This is a genomic window from Stenotrophomonas sp., assembly GCF_050737575.1.
In the GTDB taxonomy this organism is placed as follows: domain Bacteria; phylum Pseudomonadota; class Gammaproteobacteria; order Xanthomonadales; family Xanthomonadaceae; genus Stenotrophomonas.
Genome location: NZ_JBOHXW010000002.1, coordinates 494,871 through 510,379, shown reverse-complemented (window position 1 = coordinate 510,379; position 15,509 = coordinate 494,871). Strand labels below are relative to the sequence as shown.

Below are 15,509 nucleotides of genomic sequence, written 5' to 3'. Positions count from 1 at the left end.
GCACGGAAACAGGCATGAAAGCTCGGCTGCAGACATCGATGGGACAAAGCCTGGTGATGACGCCGCAATTGCGTCAGGCCATCCGGCTGTTGCAGATGTCCAGCACCGAGCTGGAACTTGAACTGGTCGAAGCGGTGGAAACCAATCCACTGCTGGAATGGGCCGACAGCACCGAGGATGGCAGCGGCGATGACGAAGCGCCGCCCGCCTCCAGCAACAACGACGACAGTCCGGTCGATCCCGCACAGGGCGACATCAACAGCGATGGCGCCGATTGGGAACCCGACGACGCAGACTGGAGCAGCGGCCGCAGCGGCTCGTTCGATGACGATGGCGAGGACGGCGAGCGCGAACAAGCCGCCGACCCGGAAACGCTGGCCGACCATCTGCTCTGGCAACTCCATCTCACTCATCTGGGCAAACGCGACCGCGCCATTGGCGTGGCGCTGATCGACGCACTGGACGAAGACGGCTATCTCCGCGAACCATTCTCCAGCATCGCCGAAACCCTGCGCCCGGAAGTGATTGCCGACGATGACGAAATTCTGGCCGTGCTGCGGCAGATTCAATGTTTCGATCCGGCCGGTGTCGGCGCACGCTCGCTGGGCGAATGCTTGGCTCTGCAGTTGGATATGCTGCCCAACTGCACACCCGGTATCGCCGTGGCCCGCAACATCGTTCAAGGCCCGCTGGAGCGCCTGCCGCGCGCCGGCATTGCGGGTATCGCCCAAGAACTGAAGCAGCCCGTCGCCGCCGTCGAAGAAGCCGTGCAGTTGCTGCGCTCGCTCGATCCGCGCCCGGGCAAACAACTCGGTGACATGACCACCGATACCTATGTCGTTCCCGATTGCGTGATCTGGCGTCAACGCGGCATGTGGCGCTGCGCGCTGGCCGGTCATGCCGGGCCCAAGGTAGTCATCAACCGCAGCTACGAACAGTTGATCCGCAGCTGCGGTAGTTCCGACGCCAACTACCTGCGCGGTCATCTGCAGGAAGCCCGCTGGCTGCTCAAGAGTCTGGAGGCGCGCGGCGAGACGCTGCTGCGCGTGGTCAACAGCCTGCTGAAACACCAGGCCGGCTTCCTGGAATTCGGCGAACAGGCGCTGCGTCCGTTGACGCTGCGTGAAATCGCCGGTGAACTCGATCTTCACGAATCCACCATTTCGCGCGCCATTTCACGCAAGTACGTGCGCACTCCTCGTGGCACCTTGCCATTGCGAGCTTTCTTTGCCTCGGGCATCGACACCGAAGGCGGCGGCGAAGCCTCCAGCACCGCCATCCAATCAATGATCCGCAACCTGATCGATGCAGAAAACCCGCGCAAACCGCTTTCTGACGCCAAGCTGGCTGAGCTCCTCAAGACCAGTGGAATACCGGTGGCGCGACGCACCGTGGCGAAGTATCGTGAGGCCATGAACATCAGTGCCTCCCACGAACGCGTCCGCATCATCTGAAGCGCTCGCTGGCTTGGCACCGGGTTCATTAGGCAACCCCGAACCACAGGAGGAATCCGATGCGTATCGAGACGTATGGCCAGCAGATCGAAGTAACGCCCGCCCTGAAGGAGTACGTGGAAACAAAGCTGGAGCGGGTAGGACGACACGTCGACCAGCACTGCGAAGTACGAGTGCAGCTGTCCACTCGCAAGCCTGACTTCCTCGTTGTTGCCACGGTGAATCTACCCGGGCGCACGCTCCATGCCGACGCTGCCGCATCCACCATGTATGCAGCCATCGACATCCTGGCCGACAAGCTGGACCGGCTGGTCATCAAGCACAAGGAAAAGCATCTTCCCCACGCATCGCACGCTCTGCGCGACAATGACGCCTAGCCGCCATTACCTGCAGCAACCATGCCGTTGACCGACCTTATGGCGGCCGTGAGTACCCAGGTACTTGCGGCCGCCGACCGTGACACCACCCTGCTCGCCGCTTCGCGACTGCTCGCCTGTCGTGAAGCGGGGGCTGACAGCCTGTTTCTCAGCCTGCGCGAACGTGAGCGCGTGGGCAGCACCGCCATCGGCCATGGCATCGCCATCCCGCATGGCCGCTCAGCAACCCTGCAACAGCCGCGCGGCGCCCTGCTGCGGCTGCATACGCCGGTGGACTTTGGCGGCAACGAGCCGGTCGACCTGGTCTTCGCCATGGCCGTGCCCGAGCACTACACCCATCAACACCTGATGCTGCTGTCCGAGTTGGCGGAGATGTTCTCCGACCCCGACATCCGCCAGGCACTGCGCGACGCGCCCGACGCCGAAGCGCTTCAACACATCATCATCGACCCGCAGCAGGCATCCCGCGGATGAATACCAGCATCACGGCACAGGAACTGTTCGACCAGCAGCGCGAGAAGCTTGAGCTGCGCTGGGTCGCCGGTCGCCAAGGCGCGCAGCGCGAGCTGGAGGCCGGCAACACCGTCTCCCGCCGCCCGTCGCTGGCCGGCTACCTGAACACCATTTACCCCAACAAGGTGCAGATTCTCGGCACCGAAGAACTGACCTGGCTGGATTCGCTGGATTCGCGGCAGCGCTGGGAAGTCATCGAGCGCATCATCCAGGCGCGGCCGCTGGCGCTGGTCATCACTAAAAGCCATGGCTGCCCGGAAGACCTGCGCGCGGCGGCCGACGAATCGCAGACGCCGTTGTGGATATCGCCCAAGCGCGGCCACGAACTGCTCAACCACCTTAGTTATCACCTGGCCCGCACCTTGGCGCCGCGCGTCACCCTGCATGGCGTGTTCATGGAGATCTACTCCATCGGCGTGCTGGTCACCGGTGAAGCCGGCTCGGGCAAGAGCGAGTTGGCGCTGGAGCTGCTCTCGCGCGGCCACCGGCTGGTCGCCGACGATGCCCCGGAGTTCACCCAGATAGCCCCCGACGTCCTCGACGGCACCTGCCCGGAACTGCTGCAGGACCTGCTGGAAGTGCGCGGGCTGGGCGTGCTCAACGTGCGCCAGATGTTTGGTGACACAGCTGTAAAGAAGAACAAGTACCTTCGCCTCATCGTCCACCTGACCAAGCCGATGACCGAGCCCAGTTCTTACGGTTACGAGCGCCTCACCGGCGATTCCGGCAAGCGTCACGTGCTGGACCTGGATGTGCCGCTGATCACCCTGCCGGTGATGCCCGGTCGCAATCTGGCCGTGCTTACCGAAGCCGCCACGCGGCTGCACATCCTTCGCACCAAGGGCATCGACCCGGCGGCGATGTTCATCGCCCGCCACAGCAATCTATTGGAACAGCGCACACCATGAACGCCCCAGCCTCCCCACTGCTGGTGATCGTCAGCGGCTTGTCCGGCTCAGGCAAATCGGTCGCGCTGAAGACCTTCGAGGATCTGGATTACTACTGCTCGGACAACATCCCGGTGAACCTGCTGCCGGATTTTGTACGAGGCGTCATTGGCGAACGCACCGAAAACAGCCCCAGGCGCCTGGCCATCGGCATCGACGTCCGCGGCCGCAGCGACCTCAGCCAGTTGGCGCGTTGGCGCAAGACCGCACTGGACTACAGCATTGATGCGCGGCTGCTGTTCTTTGAAGCCGACGACGACACCCTGCTCGCCCGTTACGCCGACACCCGTCGCCGTCACCCGCTGAGCCATCTCGGCCTGTCGTTGCCGGAGGCCATCGCCCGCGAGCGCGAACTCACCGCGCCGCTGCGCCGCGAAGCCAACGCCATCATCGACACCACCAAGCTCAACGTGCATCAGCTGCGCCGGCGGGTCATCACCGAGTTCGCGCTGAGCCAGGAAAGCAACCTGTCGCTGTTGTTTGAATCATTCGCCTACAAGCGCGGCGTGCCGGCCGAAGCGGATTTCGTGTTCGATGCACGGGTGCTGCCCAATCCCCATTGGGACCCGGAGCTGCGCTCACTGACCGGCCGCGACCGCGAAGTGCGTGAATATCTGGACGCCCAGCCGGATGTGGTGCGCTACGTCAGCCAGCTGCAGGACCTGCTCGATACCTGGTTGCCCAAGCTGGGCAGCGAAACCCGTAGTTATGTGACCGTGGCATTCGGCTGTACCGGCGGCAAACACCGCTCGGTGTATCTGGCCGAACGGCTGGCCCGGCATGCGCGTGAAAAAGGCTGGCAGGACGTGGCCACCTTTCACCGCGAACAGGAATAGAGCCCGCCAGGAACAAGATTCGTCCCAAAATCCAAGCGGCGCCCGAATGGCACACAGAAGACACGATTTCAGCGCTATCGCGGACTTGGGCTGACCTGTTAACGTTCGGGCATGACCTGCGGCATTCTTCTTGTGACCCATCCCGGCGTCGGTACTTCCCTGCTGGAAGTGGCGACCACGCTCCTGCGCCAGTTGCCTCTGAAGACCGAGGCCTTTGAAGTACCGTTCGACGCCGACATGGACGCGCTGTTGCCTGAGGCATCAGCGGCCATGCGCCGGGTGGAAGGAGAGGACGGCGTACTCGTCCTGACCGATCTGTATGGCGCCAGCCCCAGCAACCTTGCCAACCAATTGGCACGACTGGGAACGCCCGCCAGGCGTGTGTCGGGATTGAGCCTGCCGATGCTGCTGCGGGTAATGAATTATCCGGAACAGGGATTGGACCAACTGCCCGCCACTGCGGCGGCGGGCGCACGCAATGGAGTCATCATCGACGATGCTTGAACGAGAACTTACCGTTTCCAACCGCTTGGGCCTGCATGCCCGCGCCACCGCAAAGCTGGTGCAGGTGCTGTCTGCCTTCCGCGCCAATGCCACGCTGGTGGCCAAGGGCCGCGAGGTCAATGCCAAGAGCATCATGGGTGTGATGCTGCTGGCAGCCGCGCAAGGCACGCCGGTTACTGTCCGTGTGGATGGCGAGGACGAAGCGGCCGCGCTGGAAGCCGTCACCGCCCTGTTTGAACGCCGTTTCGACGAGGACAATTGATGGCGCAACGCGCGCGCGCAACCGCCAAGCGCACCACGAGTCTGCAGCCGTGACCCGGCTGCAGGGGCTGCCTGCATCCCGCGGAACCGCGCTTGGTCGCGCCCGCGTGCGGCTGCCGCTTGTCCACGAGGCCGGCGAAAAGAAAGTCGCCGCCAGTGGTGTTGAGCAAGAGCTGCTTCGGCTGCATCGCGCGACCGATGCAGCGCGCGCGGAAATGCGCGAACTGCGCACCCGCCTGCAGGGCGCCCTGCCCGCTGAGGTCGGTGAATTCCTCGACCTGCACGCCATGTTGCTGGACGACCCAGAGCTGTTGAGCGCACTGGACGAACTGATCCGCAGCAAGCGCTACAGCGCCAGTTATGCCCTGCGCATCCAGCGCGATCGCTTGGCGCAGGTGTTTGAGGGCATGGAAGATGCCTATCTGAAAAGCCGACTGGATGACCTGGACCATGTCATCGGCCGTATCCAGTCGTTCCTGCACAAACGCGCCACCAGCGTGAAAGGCTTGGCCGGGGAAATCCTGGTCTGCGAGAACGTCGCGCCCTCGGAGTTGGCACAACTGCAGTCGCAGGGCGTGCTTGGCATTGTCAGCAGTGCCGGCAGCGTGCTGTCGCACAGTGCCATCCTCGCCCGCAGCCTGCACATGCCGCTGGTGGTCGGCGCCAGTGCGGTGCTGAACAAGGTCAACGACGGCGACGTGGTGATCCTGGACGGCGCCAGCGGCGAGATTGTCATCGAGCCCGGCCCGGCCGATCTGCGCCAACACCGCCTGCGACAGCGCGAACTCGCCCGCGAGCAGCGTGAGCTGGGCCGACTGCGCAGCAAGCCGACACGCACCGTGGATGGTGCCGAGATCACCTTGCTGGCCAACGCCGAATCACAGGATGACGTGGCTAAGGCGCATGCACTTGGCGCGCGCGGACTCGGCCTGTACCGCACCGAATTCCTGTTCCTGCAGCGCAACCAGCTGCCGAATGAAGACGAACAGTTCCGCGCGTATCGCGACACCGTACTGGGCATGATTGGCCTGCCGGTGACGATCCGCACGCTGGATCTGGGCGCTGACAAGGCCGATCGCACCGGTCTGGTGATTGGCAGCGAAGAAAACCCGGCGCTCGGTCTGCGTGGGGTGCGCCTGTCACTGGCCCACCCCAAAGTTTCCGACACGCAGCTGCGCGCCATCCTGCGTGCCTCCGGCTACGGCCCGGTGCGCATTCTGGTGCCGATGGTCAGCGGCCGCGAAGAGATCATGGCGGTCAGGCGTCGCTTGTCGCGGCTGGCCGCACTGCTGCGCAACGAAGGCCATGAAGTGGCCGAAAACATCCCGATCGGGGCGATGATCGAAGTGCCGGCGGCAGCGATCGCGTTGGAAACCTTCATCGACCAGGTCGATTTCCTGTCCATCGGCACCAACGATCTGGTGCAGTACCTGCTCGCGGCCGACCGCAACAACGATGCAGTCGCCGAGTTGTATTCACCGCTGCATCCGGCGGTACTGCGGTTGTTGTGGCAGGTGATTGAAACCGCGCAGCGGTATTCCACGCCGGTGGCGGTGTGCGGAGAAATCGCCGGTGACGCGCGCATGGTGCCCTTGTTGCTGGCGTTGGGGCTGACCGAGTTCAGCCTGCACCCGGCAACCTTGCTGGAAGTGCGCCGCGCCATTCGCGAGGTGGACCTGGCCGCCTTGCGCGCGCAGGCACCGCAACTATTGGCCGCGCGCGACCGTCGCGGCATCGAACGCTGGATCGCCGGCACTGCCACCGACTGAGCTTTTACTTCGCAAAGCCAGTGCAACTGCCACGTTTTGCACGCGATAATGACGGGCTGAACACCGCCGATGCTGCATCCTTTCCCGGATAGCGGCCTTTTGACTCCCGGGAGCTGTGCATGGCCGAAGCGGTACGCCACGACAAGACGGCACGACAGCTGCGTCTGCTTTCCGACGCGCTCGACAGCGGCCGGCTGGGTCCGGTCCGCCGTCTGGTCAATACACTCTCGCCGGCGGAGATCGGCAACCTGCTTGAGTCGCTACCGCCGGGCAAGCGCGAGGTGGTGTGGGGGCTGGTGGATGCCGAGGACGATGGCGAGGTGCTGGTGCATGTCGGTGACGACGTGCGCGAGAGCCTGCTGGCAGACATGGACCCGGACGAAATCATCGCCGCGGTCGAAGACTTGGACATCGATGACCTTGCCGATCTGGTCGAGGATCTGCCTGACACCGTCATCGACGAAGTGCTCAAGTCGATGGACCGCGAGAACCGCGAGCGGCTTGAACAGGTGTTGTCGTACCCGGAGGACACCGCCGGCCGTTTGATGAACCCGGATGTGGTCACCGTGCGCGCCGACGTCAATGTCGATGTGGTGCTGCGCTACCTGCGCCTGCGCGGCGAGCTGCCAGACCATACCGATCACCTGTTCGTGGTCAGCCGGCGCCATCAATATCTGGGTCGCCTGTCGCTGGCCTCGCTGGTTACCCACGAAGACACCACGCCGATCAACCGCTTGATCGACGACGAGCAGCCGGCCATCGACGTGGGTGAAAGCGCCGACGAAGTCGCCCGTCAGTTCTCCGACCATGACTGGGTGTCCGCGCCGGTAGTGGATGACAACAACATCCTGATCGGCCGCATCACCATCGATGACGTGGTCGACATCATCCGTGGCCAGGCCGAGCACCAGGCGCTGGGCGCCGCCGGCCTGGACGAAGACGAAGATCTGTTCAGCCCGGTGTGGCGTGCGATGCGCCGCCGCCTGATGTGGCTGTCGGTCAACCTGTGCACCGCGTTTCTGGCCTCCAGCGTGGTCGGCCATTTCGAGGGCACCATCGACAAACTGGTGGCGCTGGCCGTGTTGATGCCCATCGTCGCGGGGCTCGGCGGCAACGCCGGCACCCAGGTGCTGGCGCTGATGATTCGCGGCCTGGCGCTGGGCCAGGTGGGCGCCTCCAACGCGCGTACGCTGCTGTGGAAAGAACTGCGCGTCGCCCTGCTCAACGGCTTGTTGCTGGGCACCGTACTCGGTTTGATCGTGCTGGCGTGGTTCCACACGCCGGGCCTGTCGCTGGTGATCGGCGTGGCGCTGACCCTGAATCTGCTGCTGGCTGCGGCCGCGGGTGTGCTGGTGCCACTGACGCTCAAACGACTGGGCTTCGACCCGGCGCTGGCCAGCGGCATCTTCCTGACCGCCGTGACCGACTCGATGGGTTTTTTCACCTTCCTCGGTCTGGCCACGCTGGTGTTGTTGCACTGAGCCACCGGCCAGTTTTACGGATGGCAAGCTCCTGACGTAGAGGAATCCGTAGGCTGGGAGGAAATCCCAGCCTACGGATATCCCACAACCCAGCGGCTGCCTGATACATGTCAAGGCGCCTTGCACGCGGTGCGCGCATCATCGTCGCATGCAATCGCCCACTCCCCGCCCTGCTGTCGCGCTGAGCAACCTGGCGCGTGCGCCGCATCGACTGATGTTCTTCATTGGCGCCAGCAACCTGTTGCTGGCAATGGCGTGGTGGGCGTTGTGGTTGCTGAGTGCGCGTTGGCCGATGCTGGCGATGCCCGACACCTCCGTCTACGCCGGCTGGCTGCATGCGTTTGTCATGCAGTACCTGGTGCTGCCGAGTTTCATCTTCGGCTTCCTGCTCACCGTGTTTCCGCGCTGGATGGGCTTGCCTGAGCTTCCCCGCCGCCAGTACCTGCCGGTTGGTATCGGTCTGATCGGCGGACAACTGATGCTGCTGCTCGGTGCCGCCGGTTTGCCCATCGGCATTCCGCTCGGCATGGTCTTGTCGCTGCTGGGCTGGAGCATTGGTCTGTGGCGGCTGGGGCGCCTGCTGGTGGCCGAACGTGGCCGCACTTGGCACGCGCGCTCCTGCATGGCAGCACTGCTGCTGGGTTACGCCGGCCTTTGCGCCTTCATCGCCTTTGTTGCCGGAGCCGACCCGAGTTGGGCGCTGCTTGGCATCAAGCTGGGCGGCTTCGGCCTGTTGTTGCCGATCTACATCACCGTGGCGCACCGGATGTTTCCGTTCTTTGCCGGCAATGCGGTGGCGAACTACACGCCGTGGCGGCCGTTGTGGTGGCTGGCGGCGTTCTGGGTATTCATCGCCCTGCACCTGCTGCTGGAACTGGATCAGCAAACGGCATGGCTGTGGCTGGCCGATCTGCCGTTGTTGCTGCTCAGCTGCATTGCCCTGTGGCGCTGGTGGCCGCGCGGCGTGATGCCCGGTCTGCTGCGCGTGCTGTTCATTGGGCTGGCGTGGTTGCCGGTGAGCTTGGCGCTGTATGTGCTGCAGAGTCTGGTCGAGCTGCTTGGCGACCAGATGATCCTCGGCCGTGGGCCGGCGCATGCCTTGTTCGTCGGCTTGTTCGGCAGCCTGCTGGTGGCAATGGTCACCCGCGTGACCCAAGGCCACTCCGGCCGCCCGTTGCAGATGCCGCCCGTGGCTTGGTTCGCCTTCATCGCCATCCAGATCGTGGCGGTGATGCGGGTGGTGGCCGAAATCATGCCGGATGCCGGCGCGTGGCAGGCGCTGAGCGCGGTCGCGTGGTTGCTGGCGTTCTCGCCGTGGGTCGCGCGGATCGGCCGCATTTATTTGCTGCCGCGTCAGGATGGCCGCGAAGGCTGAGCCTGCACGGCAAACCAGCGTGGCGCCGTATACACTCCGCTGCCCTGCGCTACATGCCATCGCCATGACCACGACCGTCCACGACTATTACCAAGCCGGTTGGCGCGACCAGAGCCATCCCTGCCCCGCCTGTGACTGGAAGGGCGACTCGCGGCAGATGGAAATGGAACTGCACGACGAGCAGACCGAATACAGCTGCCCGCAATGCGAGTTCCCGATACTGATCGTGCAGCACCCGAACCTGGAACAGGTCAAAGCCGCGGCCGATGCCGGCAATGAAGAAGCCCAGCAGCAGCTGGCGATTCTTGCGATGGCGCCGCGCGGGTAAGAGAAAAGCGGCCCTCCCCTTCGCTTCGCGAAAGGGAGGCAAATGCTCAACCCAGCAGGGTTTCCAGCACCGCCATGCGCACGGCGACGCCGTTGGCGACCTGCCGCAGCACCCACGATTGCGGGCCGTCAGCGACTTCGTCGGTGACTTCCACGCCACGGTTGATCGGGCCCGGATGCAGCACCGCTGCGTCCTTGCCGGCGCGCTTCAGGCGCTCGCTGTTGAGGCCGTATTGCGCGTGGTATTGCTCCAGCGACGGCACCAGGCCTTCTTCCATGCGCTCGCGTTGCAGACGCAACATCATCAGCGCGTCGGCGCCTTCGAGCATGGCGTCGAAATCCTGACCAACCACGCAACCGTCAACGATGTCATCGTCCGGCAGCAGCGACTGCGGGCCGCATACACGGATTTCGCCAACGCCCAGCGTACGCATCGCGTACAGATCGGTGCGGGCCACGCGCGAGTGCTTCACGTCGCCGACGATCACCACTTTCAACTTGGAGAAATCGCCGCCCTTGGCCTGACGCAAGGTCAGCATGTCGAGCAGGCCCTGAGTCGGGTGCGCGCTGCGACCGTCGCCGGCATTGATCAGCGCCGTGCCTTCACCGGCGGCGGCAGCCAGCCCGGCCACTGCACCATCGTCGGGATGGCGCACCACAAAACCGCGCACGCCCATCGCCTCAAGATTGCGCAGCGTGTCGCAGGCGGTCTCGCCCTTGCGGGTGGAAGAGGTGGAAGCGTCGAAGTTCAGCACATCCGCGCCCAGTCGCTGCGCGGCCAGCTGGAACGAACTGCGGGTGCGTGTGGATGGCTCGAAAAACAGCGTACAGACGGCGGCACCGGCCAGCACCGCGCGCTTGTTGTTGATGCGGCCAACGGCGGCGTCGCGGATCTGACCGGCGCGGTCGAGCAGCTGCAGCAACGTCTCACGGGGCAACCCTTCCAGGGTCAGCAGGTGGCGCAGGCGTCCTTGGTCATCGAGTTGCGAAGCAGTCATGGCGGGATCTTCGTGAGTCAGGAAATAGGGGTGGCGTCGTGCGGCGCGGACAGCCAGCGTTCGATGATGACCGCAGCGGCCACGGCATCGAGATTGGCGGCATCACGGCGGCGCTTGCGACCTTCGGCACGCTCCACGGCAAAACGGCGCGCGGCTTCCACCGAACTGGAACGCTCGTCGACCAGCAACACCGGCACCTTGTAGCGCTGCTGCAGCTGCCGGGCGAAGGCATGCGCGCGCTTGCGGTTGGGTTGGTCCTCACCTTCCAGCGTGAGCGGATCGCCGACGATCATGCCTTGCGGCCGCCATTCTTTATGCAGGCGATCCAGCGCAGCCCAATCCGGGCCGTTGGCATGCACGTCGATGACGGCAAGTGCGCGCGCGCCTACGCCGAAGGAACTGCCGATGGCCACGCCAATACGGCGCGAGCCAACGTCGAAGCCGAGTACGGTGCTGTCGGTGGAAAGCGAGGCCTGCTCAGGCATGACCGCTGTATCCGGTCAGGCGTGACATATCCACGCCAATGCGCGTGGCGGCCAGTTGCCAGCGATCATCCAGCGGTGTGGCGAACAGCAAGGCGGCATCGGCTGGAACGGTCAACCAGCTGTCTTCGGCCAGTTCCTGCTCCAGTTGCCCCGCACCCCAACCGGCGCAACCGAGCGTGACCAGCGCATTGCGCGGGCCTTCGCCACGGGCCATCGCTTCAAGGATGTCGCGCGACGTGGTCAGGAACAGGCCTTCGGCAACGGCCAGACTGGAATCCCAGGCGCTGGCGTCATCGTGGATCACGAAGCCGCGACCGGTATGCACCGGGCCGCCATTGAGCACCGGCACCGCGCGCAGATCGGCGCTTTCGCAGTCGATTTCCATCTGCTCGAACACATCACCCAGCGTGTATTCCGACGCATGGTTGACGACCACGCCCATGGCGCCGTCATCGTCGTGTTGGCAGATCAGCGCGACGCTGCGCGCAAACAGGGAATCGGCCAGCGACGGCAAGGCGACCAGCAGATGATTGGCGAGAGGCAGTGACAGGGCAGACATGCGCCCATTCTAACGTTTACCCGCCGCCGGGTCGTGGACGGCGATAATCCACGCCTGTCCTTCTGCCGAAGCACTCCAATGTCCAGCTATTGCGATATGGCCCCGGGCCACCCGGTGCACGCCGACTACCACGCCAACGAGTACGGCTTCCCGCAGCGTGATGAGCGCGAGTTGTTCGAGCGGCTGCTGCTGGAGATCAACCAGGCGGGACTCAGCTGGGAGACCATCCTGCGCAAGCGTGAAGGTTTTCGTAACGCGTACAGCGGCTTCGATGTGGACGCGGTCGCCGCCTATGACGACGCCGACATCGCCCGCCTGATGGCCGATGCGGCCATCATCCGCAACCGGCTCAAGGTACTGGCCGCCATTCACAACGCGCAGGTAATTCAGCAATTGCGTGCTTCACACGGCAGCTTCGTGGCGTGGCTGGATGCCCAGCACCCACTCAGCAAGCCGGAGTGGGTGAAGCTGTTCAAGAAGACCTTCCGCTTCACCGGCGGCGAGATCACCGGCGAGTTCCTGATGAGCCTGGGTTACCTGCCCGGCGCGCATCGGGAGAGTTGCCCGGTGCATGCGCGGCTGGTGAAACTGGGGCCGGCCTGGATGAAGTAAACGCGGCATTGGCCGAGCTGGCCTCTCGTCAGCCGCCCAGTGACACGCCGGCCAGGATCAGCAACAGCAGCAGGCCACCAAACACGATGATCAGCACGTGCCAGAGCGTCAGCCGATCCTGATACGTCGTCCCCATGCGCAATGACTGCCGGTAGCTGCGCATCAGCGAGTTCATCGGCAGCAGCGGCAGGAATACCAGCAGCGAAATCAACCAGCTGTTGCGGCCAACGGTGCGGGGAAAAAACACCGACAGGTTGCCCGCGAAATTGATCAGGAAGTAGATCAGCGCCAGCATCAGCGGTGGAAACGCCAGCTGCCGGCGCCGACCTGATGCATACCGGTTAAGTCGGGGAAAACAACTGAATGCCCACAAGGGAGCGAACACGGCACGCCAGAAGGGCCAGAGGCTCTCGCCCTCATGCTCGGCGATGGCCCGCCAGTTGCGATAGAACCAATACAGCGTGTACAGCCCGAACGTGGTCAGGCTCATGACGATCAGCTTGCCGGTTGAAGGCGCAAACAACTCCGGATACGCCACCTCGTGCTCGGCCGGAGCCGGAGCGCGAGTGGGGGCGGCCGTAACCGCCGGTGGAGTTACCGGCGGGAGATAAGGATTCTGCACTTCCATATGCGACTGCCCCTTTCATCAATGTTGGTTGAAAACCCGGTCAACGAACCTCGGCAATCTCCACGCCATCCAATCCCTGCGACAAGGTCTTGGCGTCGCCGCCCTGGGCGAGCTTGATCCGCAGGCGCACTTCGTTCTGCGAGTCGGCGTAACGCAGTGCGTCGTCGTAGCTGATCTCGCCGGCCTGATACAGCTCGAACAGGCTCTGGTCGAAGGTCTTCATGCCCAGCTGCACGGAGTCCTTCATGACTTCCTTGAGCTTGTGGATTTCGCCTTCGCGGATGTAGTCCTGGATCAGCGGCGTGCCCAGCATGATTTCCATCGCCGCGCGGCGGCTCTTGCCGTCCGGGGCCGGCACCAGCTGCTGCGCGACCACGCCCTTGAGGTTCAACGACAGATCCATCAACAACTGCCCGCGACGGTCTTCGGGGAAGAAGTTGATGATGCGGTCCATCGCCTGGTTGGCGTTGTTGGCATGCAGCGTGGCCAGCACCAGGTGACCGGTTTCGGCGAAGGCGATGGCGTGATCCATGCCTTCGCGGGTGCGGATTTCGCCGATCATGATCACGTCCGGCGCCTGGCGCAGGGTGTTCTTCAGCGCCGCTTCCCAGCTGTCGGTGTCGATGCCGACTTCGCGCTGGGTGATGATGCAGCCTTCGTGTTTGTGCACGAATTCGATCGGGTCTTCGATGGTGATGATGTGGCCGGTCGAGTTCTGGTTTCGATAGCCGATCATCGCCGCCAGCGAGGTCGATTTACCGGTGCCGGTGGCGCCGACAAACAGGATGATGCCGCGCTTGGTCATGGCCAGCGTCTTGATCACCGGCGGCAGACTCAACTCTTCCACGGTCGGGATGCGCGTCTCGATGCGACGCAGCACCATGCCCACCTGGTTGCGCTGGTAGAAACAGCTCACGCGGAAGCGGCCAACGCCGGACAGGCCGATGGCGAAGTTGCATTCGTGGGTTTTTTCAAACTCCTCACGCTGCGCCGGCGTCATCACGTTCAGCACCATGTCGCGCGACTGTTGCGGCGTCAAAGGCGTCTGGGTGATCGGCGAGATCTTGCCGTTGACCTTCATCGACGGCGGCATGCCGGCGGTGATGAAAAGGTCCGACGCCTTCTGGTGCGCCATCAGCTTGAGGAAGGAGGTGAAATCAATGCTGCTCATGGGATGCTCCCGCGGAACCGGTAATAGGAAAACGAACAACAGGACGTCGTTGAAAGCGAGCCGGAAAACAGGCGCGGGAACGGCCTTGCCGCTCCCGATCTGCTGCTTCCCCTTCCCTGCTTATTCGAACTGCTTCTTGTCCTTGGCGTATTCCTTGGCCTGGTTGCGCGTGATCAGGCTGCGCTTGACCAGATCCTGCAGATTCTGGTCCAGGGTCTGCATGCCCACCTGCTGACCGGTCTGGATCGACGAATACATCTGCGCCACCTTGTCCTCGCGGATCAGGTTGCGGATGGCCGGCGTGGCCACCATGATTTCGTGCGAGGCGATACGGCCGCCGCCCACTTTTTTCAGCAGCGCCTGCGAGATCACCGCGCGCAGCGACTCGGACAACATCGAGCGCACCATCGGCTTTTCACCGGCCGGGAACACATCGATGATTCGGTCGATGGTCTTGGCCGCCGAGCTGGTGTGCAGCGTGCCGAACACCAGGTGGCCGGTTTCTGCAGCGGTCAGCGCCAGGCGGATGGTTTCAAGGTCACGCAATTCGCCGACCAGGATGATGTCCGGATCTTCACGCAGTGCCGAGCGCAACGCTTCGTTGAAGCCGTGCGTGTCGCGGTGCACTTCGCGCTGGTTGATCAGGCACTTCTGCGAGGTGTGCACGAATTCGATCGGATCCTCGACGGTGAGGATGTGGCCGTATTCGTTCTTGTTGATGTGGTCGATCATCGCCGCCAGCGTGGTCGACTTGCCCGAACCAGTCGGGCCGGTCACCAGGATCAGGCCCTGCGGCTGTTCGATCAGCTGGCGGAAGATCGGCGGGCAGCCGAGGTCTTCCAGCGTCAACACTTCCGAGGGAATGGTACGGAATACCGCACCGGCGCCTCGGTTCTGATTGAAGGCGTTGACACGGAAGCGCGCCAGCGAGGGAATCTCAAACGAGAAATCGACCTCGAGGAATTCTTCGTAATCGCGACGCTGCTTGTCCGACATGATGTCGTACACAAGCGCGTGCACTTGTTTGTGGTCCAGTGCCGGGATGTTGATGCGGCGGACGTCACCGTCCACACGGATCATCGGCGGCAAGCCGGCCGAAAGATGCAGGTCCGAGGCCTTGTTCTTGACCGAGAACGCCAAAAGTTCAGCGATATCCATACGCCGCTATGTCCCCATGCGTTGCGAGTATCTGGAAGGTGTTTCCCCTACGAG

18 protein-coding genes are annotated in these 15,509 nt (G+C 63.7%); 12 read left to right on the top strand and 6 right to left on the bottom strand.

Features of this window, described 5'->3' with window-relative positions:
* Positions 1 to 14 precede the first annotated feature (14 nt).
* From ACREP4_RS05595 to ACREP4_RS05545, 11 genes are all read left to right on the top strand, one after another.
* A complete protein-coding gene (locus ACREP4_RS05595) occupies positions 15 to 1,454 on the top strand; it encodes an RNA polymerase factor sigma-54 (protein ID WP_431595169.1) in 1,440 nt (479 codons plus the stop codon).
* Between the two features lie 59 nt (positions 1,455 to 1,513).
* The gene (gene hpf / locus ACREP4_RS05590) at positions 1,514 to 1,831 is read left to right on the top strand and encodes a ribosome hibernation-promoting factor, HPF/YfiA family (RefSeq protein WP_431595168.1); all 318 of its coding nucleotides are present in this window, start codon (positions 1,514 to 1,516) and stop codon (positions 1,829 to 1,831) included.
* A 21-nt stretch (positions 1,832 to 1,852) separates the two neighbouring features.
* Positions 1,853 to 2,305 carry a PTS sugar transporter subunit IIA gene (locus tag ACREP4_RS05585; RefSeq protein ID WP_431595167.1) on the top strand — a complete coding sequence of 151 codons (453 nt, stop codon included), beginning with the start codon at positions 1,853 to 1,855 and terminating at the stop codon, positions 2,303 to 2,305.
* Positions 2,302 to 3,252, top strand: a complete 951-nt coding sequence (gene hprK, locus ACREP4_RS05580; RefSeq protein WP_269790394.1) for an HPr(Ser) kinase/phosphatase — start codon at positions 2,302 to 2,304, stop codon at positions 3,250 to 3,252. The genes ACREP4_RS05585 and hprK overlap by 4 nt, the downstream gene beginning before the upstream one ends.
* Positions 3,249 to 4,127 (top strand): RNase adapter RapZ, encoded by an 879-nt coding sequence (gene rapZ / locus ACREP4_RS05575; RefSeq protein WP_431595166.1) that lies wholly within the window; start codon positions 3,249 to 3,251, stop codon positions 4,125 to 4,127. Before hprK ends, rapZ begins: the two co-directional genes overlap by 4 nt.
* 111 nt (positions 4,128 to 4,238) lie before the next feature.
* Positions 4,239 to 4,631, top strand: coding sequence for a PTS sugar transporter subunit IIA (locus ACREP4_RS05570; protein ID WP_431595165.1), 393 nt, complete (start codon positions 4,239 to 4,241; stop codon positions 4,629 to 4,631).
* Positions 4,624 to 4,893 carry an HPr family phosphocarrier protein gene (locus ACREP4_RS05565; protein ID WP_431595164.1) on the top strand — a complete coding sequence of 90 codons (270 nt, stop codon included), beginning with the start codon at positions 4,624 to 4,626 and terminating at the stop codon, positions 4,891 to 4,893. The genes ACREP4_RS05570 and ACREP4_RS05565 overlap by 8 nt, the downstream gene beginning before the upstream one ends.
* A gap of 49 nt (positions 4,894 to 4,942) precedes the next feature.
* Complete coding sequence (gene ptsP, locus ACREP4_RS05560) at positions 4,943 to 6,661, top strand: phosphoenolpyruvate--protein phosphotransferase (protein WP_431595163.1); 1,719 nt, start codon at positions 4,943 to 4,945, stop codon at positions 6,659 to 6,661.
* 119 nt (positions 6,662 to 6,780) lie between these two features.
* Positions 6,781 to 8,142 carry a magnesium transporter gene (mgtE, locus tag ACREP4_RS05555; protein WP_431595162.1) on the top strand — a complete coding sequence of 454 codons (1,362 nt, stop codon included), beginning with the start codon at positions 6,781 to 6,783 and terminating at the stop codon, positions 8,140 to 8,142.
* Between the two features lie 148 nt (positions 8,143 to 8,290).
* Positions 8,291 to 9,517 carry an NnrS family protein gene (locus tag ACREP4_RS05550; RefSeq protein ID WP_431595161.1) on the top strand — a complete coding sequence of 409 codons (1,227 nt, stop codon included), beginning with the start codon at positions 8,291 to 8,293 and terminating at the stop codon, positions 9,515 to 9,517.
* A 64-nt stretch (positions 9,518 to 9,581) separates the two neighbouring features.
* Complete coding sequence (locus ACREP4_RS05545) at positions 9,582 to 9,845, top strand: hypothetical protein (RefSeq protein ID WP_431595160.1); 264 nt, start codon at positions 9,582 to 9,584, stop codon at positions 9,843 to 9,845.
* A gap of 46 nt (positions 9,846 to 9,891) precedes the next feature.
* On the opposite strand, the gene ACREP4_RS05540 is transcribed toward ACREP4_RS05545, so the two are convergent.
* The 3 genes from ACREP4_RS05540 to ACREP4_RS05530 are packed head-to-tail and all read right to left on the bottom strand — an operon-like array spanning position 9,892 to position 11,886.
* Positions 9,892 to 10,842, bottom strand: coding sequence for an aspartate carbamoyltransferase catalytic subunit (locus tag ACREP4_RS05540; protein WP_431595159.1), 951 nt, complete (start codon positions 10,840 to 10,842; stop codon positions 9,892 to 9,894).
* Between the two features lie 17 nt (positions 10,843 to 10,859).
* On the bottom strand, positions 10,860 to 11,327 hold the full coding sequence (ruvX, locus tag ACREP4_RS05535) for a Holliday junction resolvase RuvX (protein ID WP_431595158.1): 468 nt from the start codon (positions 11,325 to 11,327) through the stop codon (positions 10,860 to 10,862).
* Positions 11,320 to 11,886: a YqgE/AlgH family protein gene (locus ACREP4_RS05530; protein ID WP_431595157.1), complete on the bottom strand. Its 567-nt coding sequence runs from the start codon at positions 11,884 to 11,886 to the stop codon at positions 11,320 to 11,322. The genes ruvX and ACREP4_RS05530 overlap by 8 nt, the downstream gene beginning before the upstream one ends.
* Before the next feature lie 78 nt (positions 11,887 to 11,964).
* Here ACREP4_RS05530 and ACREP4_RS05525 point away from each other — a divergent pair, with 78 nt between their 5' ends.
* The gene (locus ACREP4_RS05525) at positions 11,965 to 12,498 is read left to right on the top strand and encodes a DNA-3-methyladenine glycosylase I (RefSeq protein WP_431595156.1); all 534 of its coding nucleotides are present in this window, start codon (positions 11,965 to 11,967) and stop codon (positions 12,496 to 12,498) included.
* A gap of 28 nt (positions 12,499 to 12,526) precedes the next feature.
* Here ACREP4_RS05525 and ACREP4_RS05520 read toward each other — a convergent pair whose 3' ends face one another.
* From ACREP4_RS05520 to ACREP4_RS05510, 3 genes are all read right to left on the bottom strand, one after another.
* Positions 12,527 to 13,126 carry a hypothetical protein gene (locus ACREP4_RS05520; protein WP_431595155.1) on the bottom strand — a complete coding sequence of 200 codons (600 nt, stop codon included), beginning with the start codon at positions 13,124 to 13,126 and terminating at the stop codon, positions 12,527 to 12,529.
* Between the two features lie 40 nt (positions 13,127 to 13,166).
* A complete protein-coding gene (locus tag ACREP4_RS05515) occupies positions 13,167 to 14,297 on the bottom strand; it encodes a PilT/PilU family type 4a pilus ATPase (RefSeq protein WP_431595154.1) in 1,131 nt (376 codons plus the stop codon).
* Positions 14,298 to 14,417: 120 nt separating this feature from the next.
* Entirely contained in the window at positions 14,418 to 15,455 is a 1,038-nt protein-coding gene (locus ACREP4_RS05510; RefSeq protein WP_057632030.1) for a type IV pilus twitching motility protein PilT, read from the bottom strand.
* Positions 15,456 to 15,509: the final 54 nt, after the last annotated feature.